Origin of the sequence: Methylobacterium sp. WL7, assembly GCF_008040085.1 — a bacterium.
GTDB classification, from domain to species: Bacteria; Pseudomonadota; Alphaproteobacteria; order Rhizobiales; family Beijerinckiaceae; genus Methylobacterium; species Methylobacterium mesophilicum.
In genome coordinates, this window is record NZ_VRVG01000171.1 from 1 (window position 1) to 8,495 (window position 8,495).

General features: G+C 69.8%; 8 protein-coding genes. 3 read left to right on the forward strand and 5 right to left on the reverse strand.

All coding sequences use genetic code 11. The features are described from left to right. The 3 genes from FV233_RS26480 to FV233_RS26490 all read left to right on the forward strand — a co-directional run. The coding region (locus FV233_RS26480) for a major royal jelly family protein (protein WP_246690097.1) at window positions 1-1,078 on the forward strand (1,078 nt) is incomplete at its 5' end. A 511-nt stretch (window positions 1,079-1,589) separates the two neighbouring features. Then, window positions 1,590-2,030, forward strand: coding sequence for an MEKHLA domain-containing protein (locus tag FV233_RS26485; RefSeq protein ID WP_187278234.1), 441 nt, complete (start codon window positions 1,590-1,592; stop codon window positions 2,028-2,030). 118 nt (window positions 2,031-2,148) lie between these two features. Beyond that, the gene (locus FV233_RS26490) at window positions 2,149-2,622 is read left to right on the forward strand and encodes a VOC family protein (RefSeq protein WP_147855659.1); all 474 of its coding nucleotides are present in this window, start codon (window positions 2,149-2,151) and stop codon (window positions 2,620-2,622) included. Between the two features lie 78 nt (window positions 2,623-2,700). Here FV233_RS26490 and FV233_RS26495 read toward each other — a convergent pair whose 3' ends face one another. Genes FV233_RS26495 through FV233_RS26515 form a run of 5 tightly spaced genes read right to left on the reverse strand, consistent with a single transcriptional unit; the run spans window position 2,701 to window position 8,240 of the window. Then, window positions 2,701-3,681, reverse strand: coding sequence for an oligopeptide/dipeptide ABC transporter ATP-binding protein (locus tag FV233_RS26495; protein ID WP_147855660.1), 981 nt, complete (start codon window positions 3,679-3,681; stop codon window positions 2,701-2,703). Continuing rightward, window positions 3,678-4,658: an ABC transporter ATP-binding protein gene (locus FV233_RS26500; RefSeq protein ID WP_147855661.1), complete on the reverse strand. Its 981-nt coding sequence runs from the start codon at window positions 4,656-4,658 to the stop codon at window positions 3,678-3,680. Before FV233_RS26500 ends, FV233_RS26495 begins: the two co-directional genes overlap by 4 nt. Then, a complete protein-coding gene (locus FV233_RS26505) occupies window positions 4,655-5,626 on the reverse strand; it encodes an ABC transporter permease (RefSeq protein ID WP_147855662.1) in 972 nt (323 codons plus the stop codon). The genes FV233_RS26500 and FV233_RS26505 overlap by 4 nt, the downstream gene beginning before the upstream one ends. 7 nt (window positions 5,627-5,633) lie before the next feature. Then, window positions 5,634-6,614, reverse strand: a complete 981-nt coding sequence (locus FV233_RS26510) for an ABC transporter permease (protein WP_147855663.1) — start codon at window positions 6,612-6,614, stop codon at window positions 5,634-5,636. A 9-nt stretch (window positions 6,615-6,623) separates the two neighbouring features. Beyond that, entirely contained in the window at window positions 6,624-8,240 is a 1,617-nt protein-coding gene (locus FV233_RS26515) for an ABC transporter substrate-binding protein (RefSeq protein ID WP_147855664.1), read from the reverse strand. Window positions 8,241-8,495 lie beyond the last annotated feature (255 nt).

Here is an 8,495-nt window from a genome sequence, read left to right on the forward strand (position 1 = left end):
CCCCACCAGCCGCCCCGCCGGGGTGCTGGAATTGGCGCGGGCGGCCAACGCCCCGTCCACGCCCACCGGCCTGGCGATCGCCCGGGGCGGCCGGATGTTCGTGATGATGCCGCGCTTCACCGGCTCGGAGCCGGCCACCCTCGGCGAGGTGCTCCCGGACGGCTCGGTGAAGCCCTATCCGGATGCCCGGACCAACAATCCGGACCCGAAGGACCCGCAGGCGACCCTGTTCCACGTCCCCAACGGGGTGTTCGACCGCAACGACGCGTTCTGGATCCTCGATTCCGGCCTGACCGAGGGCAAGAGCAAGCCGGTGCCGGGGGCCGCCAAGCTCCTCGAGATCGACATCACCCAGGACAAGATCCGCCGGGTGATCCCGCTCGACGCCGGCGTGGTGGCCGATTCGTCCCTGAACGACCTGCGGGTCGACGTGCGCGACGGCCGGGCGCTCGCCTACATCACCGACCAGGGCCAGGGCGGCCAGGGCGCGATCCTGGCGGTGGACCTCGCCAGCGGGCGGGTGAGCCGGCGCCTGGCCGACCACCCGAGCACGGCCACCCAGGAGGGCGTGGTCAAGGTCGTGGAGCTGCGGCCGGTGATGGAGCGGAAGGGGGATGCCCCGGCGAAGCACCCGAAGGGCGGGGCCAACGGCATCGCGATCAGCCCGGACGGCCGCCGCCTGTACTACGCGCCGCTGATGAGCCGGCGCCTCTACGCGGTGGAGACCGCGGCGCTCCTCGACCCGAACGTGTCGGACGCGGCCCTGGCCGCCACGGTGCAGGATCTCGGCGAGAAGGGCATGACCGGCGGCCTGACCACCGATTCGCAGGACCGGGTCTATCTCAGCCTGCAGGAGCACAACGCCGTCGGCCGGCGCCTGCCGGACGGGACCGTGGAGGTGCTGGCCGCCGACCCGCGCCTGATCTGGGCCGACACGTTCTGGATCACCCCGGACCGGTGGCTCTACATCTCGAGCGCCCAGGTCAACCGCCGGCCGGAATTCAACCGCGGCCAGGACCTGCAGCAGCCGCCCTACGCGATCCTCCGGATGCGCATCGACGCGGACCCGGTCCTGTAGCGCGCCGGATCGACCCATTGGGTTTGCCAGCAAGTCTCTCGAAACACTCAGCTTCTCCCCGCTTCCTTTCGGCAACGGGCTACACAGGTATGAGGCACAGGCGTTGTTGCAGACCGCGACGCGCCCCCTCTCCCGTGCGGGCGTGCGGACTCACACATTGAGTTGGGAGAACACACGGGAGACACCGCGGCTCTCCCTCCCCCGCAGAGGGGGGAGGGAGACGCGGTTGGGGTTAGCCTTGGCCCAAATCCGGCAGCGATGCGTGAACGTCGTAGCCCGCACGGGAGAGGGAACCCGCGCCTTCTGCGCCCACGGCATGATCACGGCGACGGTCGAAATCTGTGTAGCCCGTCGCCGCAGGAGGGAGCGTGTGTCGCGGCTTGAAGAGGTGCCGTGCGAACATTGTCGGCCTTGTTGGGCCAGATGGGGGCAAGCGGGATCCCGCACGCCACGATTGGCCCGGCATCGGCTAAGGGCCGCTCTCCTGTGCAGCCGATTCCGGACCGCCGTGATGGACCTCTCGCTCGATCCCGACTTCTTCGCCGTCCTCACCGGCAGCTACCGGCGGCGCCTCGGCGCGGCCTTGGTGCCGGAGGGGGCGGACGCGGCCTGGCTGTACGGGCAGGCGCCCTTCGTGGTGCTGGCCCATGACGGCGGCGCCGACCCGCGCTTCGTCTACGCCAACCGGGCCGCGCAGGCCTGCTTCGGCTACGACCGGGACGCGCTGGTCGGCCTGCCCTCGCGGCTCTCGGCCGAGGCCCCCGAGCGCGCCGAGCGGCAGCGCCTCCTCGACGCCGTCGCCCGGGACGGCTTCACCCGCGGCTACCGCGGCCTGCGGATCGCCAAGGGCGGCCGGCGCTTCTGGATCGAGCAGGCGATCGTCTGGCAGCTCGACCGCGACGGCGTAAGCGTGGGCCAGGCGGCGACGTTTTCGGAATGGCGCGACGCGTGAGGTGGGGTCAGGCGCACCCTCTCGCGTATGGGCGCGGGTGGGCGACCTGCGACGCGCGCTGGCTTCTGCTTTCGACCCATATCAGACGAGCAGCCCGTTTGCCGGTAGGACAGTCTGCATGACCGAGCATACAACCTTCCAGGTGCAGCGTGCCGACCACGTCGGCTTCGCGGTCGCCTCCCTCGATGAGGCGCTTCGGTTCTGGGTTGATGGGCTTGGCGCGCGGCTCGTGCGCACGGGCGAGATGGGGGGCGAGTTCCTCGGCCAAGTGACGGGCGCGCATGGGGCGCAGGTGCACATGGCGATCGTGTCGCTGGCAGATCAGACGATCGAACTCCTTGAGTATCAGGGCGTGGATCGGCCGAGCGCACCGGCCAAGCCGTTCGACCCGGGCTTCGCGCATCTCGCCCTCGTGGTCGATGACATCGACGCGCTTTTGGCGCGGATCGCCGCCTACGGCTGGAAGGCACAAGGCACGCCGCAGCCGATCGCGGGTGGCGCGCGGGCGGGAACGCGGGTGATCTACGTCGTGGGCCCTGACGGCGCGACGATCGAGTTCATGCAGCCGCCAACCGCTGTTCGCGACCGCTGATCCTTCTGATCGAGTGTCCGCTTTCCACCCGCTACGGACGCCAGCGAGCATCCGACCCGGCCCGCGTCGACCCAAAGATCAGGCCCGCCCCTCCTGCACCGCGTGGCAGGCGACGCCGTCGAGCAGGGCCGGCACCTCCGCGCGGCAGCGGTCGTTCGCCAGCGGGCAGCGCGGGTTGAAGGTGCAGCCCGGGGGCGGGTCGATCGGGTTCGGGATCTCGCCGGAGACCGGCACCCGGGCGCGGCCGACATGGGCGAGGTCGGGCACCGCGTCGAGCAGCATCCGCGTGTACGGGTGGCGGGGCCGCGCGAACAGATCCTTTGCGGCCGCGACCTCGACCAGGCGGCCGAGATACATCACCCCCACCCGGGTCGCCATGTGGCGGACCACGGCGAGGTTGTGGGAGATGAACAGGTAGGTCAGCCCGAGCCGGTCCTGCAGGTCGCGCATCAGGTTGAGGATCTGCGCCTGCACCGAGACGTCGAGCGCCGAGGTCGGCTCGTCGCCGACCAGGAACTCGGCCTGGCTGGCGAGCGCCCGGGCGATGGCGACCCGCTGGCGCTGGCCGCCGGAGAATTCGTGCGGGTACTTCTTGGAATCGTCCGGGTGGAGGCCGACCAGGCCGAGCAGCTCGCCGACCCGGGCGCGGATCGCCCCCTCCCCCTGGATCAGGTTGAAGGCGCGGATCGGCTCCGCGATGATCTTGCCCACGCGCCAGCGCGGGTTCATCGACGCGTAGGGGTCCTGGAAGATCATCTGGATGCGCGAGCGCAGACGCCGCCGCGCCGCCGCCTCCCGGGGATCGGTCATCGAGATCCCGGTGATCCGCACCTCGCCGGCCGAGGGCGGCAGCAGGCCGACCACCATCCGGGCCACCGTCGACTTGCCCGAGCCGGATTCGCCGACGATCGCGAAGGTCTCGCCCTTGGCGATGGTGAAGCCGACCCGGTCCACCGCCGTGAGGAACCGGCGGGGCTCGCGCTCGATCACCCGGTTGAGCCAGGGTTTCGAGACATCGAACAGGCGGCGCAGGTCGGTGACCTCGACATAGGCGCTCACGCCGCCTTCTCCGTGACGTCGTACAGGTGGCAGGCGACGCGGCTTTCGCCCACCAGGATCGGCTCCGGCCGCTCGACGCGGCAGCGGGCAAACACCTTCGGGCAGCGCGGGTTGAAGGCGCAGCCCTGCGGGATGGCGGTGAGCCGCGGCATCGAGCCGGGGATCTGGCTGAGCCGGTCGGCCTCCTGCGACAGGGTCGGGATCGCCCCCATCAGGCCGACCGCGTAGGGGTGGTGCGGCTTTGCGATCACGGCGGCGACCGGGCCGATCTCGGCGACCCGCCCGGCATACATCACCGCGACCCGGTCGGCGGCCTCGGCGATCACGCCCATGTCGTGGGTCACCAGCATCACCGCGGTGCCGTGCTCGCGGCACAGGCGCTTGAGCAGGGTGATGATCTGGGCCTGGACCGAGACGTCCAGCGCCGTGGTCGGCTCGTCGGCGATGATCAGCTCCGGCTCGGCGGCGAGCGCCAGCGCGATCACCACGCGCTGGCGCATGCCGCCCGAGAACTCGTGCGGGTAGCCGTCGATCCGCCGCTCGGGCGCCGGGATGCCGACCTCGGCGAGCAGGTCGATCGCCCGGGTGCGGGCCGCCCGGGCGGAGAGGTCGGTGTGGGCCCGCAGGGTCTCGACGATCTGGTCGCCGACCCGGAACAGCGGATCGAGGGAGGTCAGCGGGTCCTGGAAGATCATGCCGATCCGCTTGCCCCGCACCCGCCGCATCGCCTCGGGGGGCAGGTTGTCGATGCGCGCGCCGCGCAACGTGATCGCGCCGCCGCTGATCCGGCCGGGCCGGTCGATCAGCCCGATCACCGCCGAGCCGGTGACCGACTTGCCGGCCCCGGATTCGCCGACGACCCCCAGGATCTCGCCCCGGCCGATGTCGAACGAGACCCGGTCGATGGCGGTGAGCGGCCCGCGCCGCGTGTCGAACGTGACCGTGAGGTCGCGTACGGAGAGGATGGTTTCGGTCATTGCAGCTTCGGATTGAGCGCGTCGCGCAGCCAATCCCCCAGGAGGTTGATGGCGATGACGAGGCCGGCCAGCGCCAGGCCCGGGAAGGCGACGATCCACCACTCGCCGGAGAACAGGAACCGGTTGCCGGTGCGGATCAGGGTGCCCAGCGACGGCATGGTCTCGGGCAGGCCGGTGCCGAGGAACGACAGGGTCGCCTCGGTGATGATCGCCAGCGCCAGGTTGATCGTCGCGATGACGAAGACCGGCCCGGTGACGTTGGGCAGCACGTGGCGGACCAGGATCACCGGGGGCGTCAGGCCGATCAGCCGGGCGGCCTGGACGTAGTCCTTGCCCTTCTCGACCATCACGGAGGAGCGCACCGTGCGGGCGTACTGCACCCAGAACGACAGGCCGATCGAGATCACGATCAGCCCGATCAGCGGCCCGACATCCAGCGCGCCGCCAAAACTCGCCCGGGCGACGCCGTCCACCACCAGGGCGATCAGGATCGCCGGGAAGGTGAGCTGCACGTCGGCGACCCGCATGATCAGCGTGTCGAGGGCGCCACCCGCGTAGCCGGCGACCAAGCCCAGCGCGATGCCGAGCACGCCGGAGGTGATCACCCCGAGCACGCCCACGATCAGCGACAGGCGCAGGCCGTACAGCACCGCCGAGAGCACGTCCCGGCCCTGGTCGTCGGTGCCGAGGTAGAACGGCGCCTGGCCGTCCGCCTGCCAGATCGGCGGCAGGTTGGAGTTGATCAGGTCGAGCTGGGCCGGGTCGTAGGGGTTCTGGGGCGAGATCAGCGGGGCCGCCACCGCGAGCCCGACCATCACCACCGTGGCGAGCAGCGCCGCCATGGCGGTCTTCGAGCGCAGGAAGCTGGCGACCAGGTCGGAATCGCGCCAGCGCGCGAGCCGTCCAGGGGTCGCCGCCGCCAGCGGGACCGGCGGCGCGTTGCCGGCGTCGCTATCACGTCCGCTCATGCCGGCCTCACGCGGTCCGCGCGGACGACAGCCGCAGGCGCGGGTCGACCACGGTGTAGAGGATGTCGACCACGAGGTTGATGGTCACGAAGATCAGCGCGACGAGCAGCAGGTAGGCGGACATGATCGGGATATCGACGTTCTGCACGGCCTGGACGAACAGCAGGCCCATGCCGGGCCACTGGAACACCGTCTCGGTGATGATCGAGAAGGCGATGACCGAGCCGAGCTGGAGCCCCGCGATGGTGATCACCGGCACGAGGGTGTTCTTGAGGGCGTGGCGCAGGTGGACGGCCCGGGTGGAGAGGCCCCGGGCGCGGGCGAAGCGGATGTAGTCGGTGCGCAGCACCTCCAGCATCTCGGCGCGCACCAGCCGCATGATCAGCGTCATCTGGAACAGGCCGAGGGTCACCGAGGGCAGGATCAGCGCCTTGAGGCCGGACCAGGTGAGGAAGCCGGTGGTCCACCAGCCGAGCCGCACCGTGTCGCCGCGCCCGTAGGAGGGCAGCCAGCCGAGCGTCACCGAGAACAGGTAGATCAGCAGGATGCCGATCAAAAAGGTCGGCAGGCTGATGCCGACCAGCGAGACCGCCTGGAACAGCCCGGCGAGCCAGGATTCCCGGCGCAGCGCGCAGTAGACCCCCATCAGGACGCCGACCACCAGGGCGAACACCGTCGCGCAGAAGGCGAGCTCCAGGGTCGCCGGCATGCGCTCGGCCAGCAGCTGCGAGACCGGCTGGCGGAACTGGTACGAGATCCCGAGACGGCCCCGGACCACGTCGCCGGCGTAGCGGGCGAACTGCATCAGCACCGGATCGTCGAGGCCGAGGCTCTTGCGGATCTCGGCCCGCTCGGAGGCGGGGGTATCGGGCCCGACGATCTGGTTCACGGGGTCGCCCGCGAACCGGAACATCGAGAACGCGATGAGCCCGACGACCGCGAGCACCGCGGCCGCCTGGATCACCCGGCGCAGCAGGAAGGCGAGCACGCCCGGGCCCTACTGCGGATCTTTCGAGACCCAGTAGAGCAGGAGCAGGTTGTCGGCGCGCTGGGTCAGGTGAACCTTCTTGGAGACGCCCCAGGCCAGGGCCTGCTGGTGCAGCGGGATGTAGCCCCAGTCGGCGCTCAGGACGTCGAAGCCCTCCTTGATCAGGGCGTCGCGCTTGGTCTTGTCGGTCTCGCCCTCGACCTTGTCGGCGATCTCATCGATCTTCGGGTCGCAGTAGCCCGCGAGGTTCCAGCTGCCGCGTCCCGACTTGTCGCCGGGCTTCCGGCAGCCGACGATCTCGTAGAGGATGTTGTGGCTGTCGAGCGACGACGGCGTCCAGCCGAGCAGGTAGAACGAGGTGTCGTAGTTCGGGGCCAGCACCTTGGAGAAGTACTTCGCCTTCGGCTGGGCGTTCAGGTTCACCTTGACGTTGATGCGGGCGAGCATCGAGACCACCGCCTGGCAGATCGCCTCGTCGTTGACGTAGCGGTCGTTGGGGCAATCCATGGTGAGCGAGAACCCGTCCGGGTAGCCGGCCTGGGCCATCAGATCCTTGGCCTTCTTGAGGTCGGTGGCCGGGCGCTTGAACTCGGCCCCGCGGTCGTAGAGGCTCGGCGCGATCATCAGGGCGGAGGGCACGGCCTGCCCGCGCATCACGCGCTTGGCGATCGTCTCCTCGTCGATGGCGAGGTAGAACGCCTCGCGGACCTTGATGTCCTTGAACGGGTTCTTGCCCTTGACGCTCGAATCCTTCAGCTCGTCCCGGTCCTGATCCATTCCGAGGAAGATGGTGCGCAGCTCGGGGCCCGCCATCACGATGGCGGTGCCGCTGGCGTTCACCCGCTGCTGATCCTGCAACGGCACGGGATCGATCCAGTCGACCTCGCCCGAGAGCAGAGCGGCGACGCGGGTCGCCGGGTTGGCGATCGTGGTCAGCACCGCCTCGTCGAGGTTCGACTCGACCTTGCCCCAGTAGCCGGGAAACTTCTTGAACACCGTCTTCACGCCGGGCTGGTGCTCGGCGATCACGAACGGGCCGGTGCCGTTCTCGTGCAGGGTGGCGTAGCTCGGGCTGGTGGCGTTGGCCGGGGTCGGCTGCGCGGCGCCGTTCTTCTCCGACCAGCTCTTCGACATGATCAGCCAGGTCGGGAATTGGGCGAGGGCGATGGGGTTCGGCTTCTTCAGCACCATGTCGACGGTGTGGTCGTCGACCTTCACGAACTCGGCGTCGGACGGGACGTTCGTGGTGAAGTTCGAGCCCGAGGCCCGGACGCGCTGGGCGGAGAAGAGCACGTCGTCGGCGGTGAACGGCGAGCCATCGTGGAACGTGACGTTCTTGCGCAGGTGGAAGCGCCAGCGGGTCGGCTCCGGCGTCTCCCAGGATTCCGCCAGTCCGGGGGCGAATTTCAGGTTCTTGTCGAGGGTGACCAGCGACTCGTAGGCCGCCTGCTGCATACCCTCGGTGAAGCTCTCCTTGAGGGAGTAGGGATCCAGCGACTTGAGATCGCCCTGGAACGCGAAGCGGAACACGTTGGCGGCCTGCGCGGGCAGCGCCGCCAGCGCGAAGGTCGCGACCGCGCCTGCGGCCACGCCGCGGGCGAGGATCTTCAGGGTCGAACGGGACAAGCGGATCTCCGAAACCGTGGAAGTTGATGGCAGGCCGCCACCACCAGCGCAGGGGTTGAGCCTAGGCCGAGTGAAGCGCGCGGGCAAACCGCACCGGCCACACACCCACAGCAAGGTTCGGACCATCTGTATGCAAAATGCGGGGTCGAGGGGGTGGGGTGTTTCTGGATCGCGGTCAGATGGCGCGCGCCCGCCCGCCTCCCTCTGCGCTATGATGTCCACACAGCGCTGCCGGATGAGGGGCAAGGCTACCAC

Excerpts from the sequence above, each read along its gene's own strand:
- FV233_RS26500 (WP_147855661.1), bottom strand. The coding sequence starts at position 4,658 with ATGACCGAAACCATCCTCTCCGTACGCGACCTCACGGTCACGTTCGAC.
- FV233_RS26505 (WP_147855662.1), bottom strand. The coding sequence starts at position 5,626 with ATGAGCGGACGTGATAGCGACGCCGGCAACGCGCCGCCGGTCCCGCTG.
- FV233_RS26485 (WP_187278234.1), top strand. The coding sequence starts at position 1,590 with ATGGACCTCTCGCTCGATCCCGACTTCTTCGCCGTCCTCACCGGCAGC.
- FV233_RS26490 (WP_147855659.1), top strand. The coding sequence starts at position 2,149 with ATGACCGAGCATACAACCTTCCAGGTGCAGCGTGCCGACCACGTCGGC.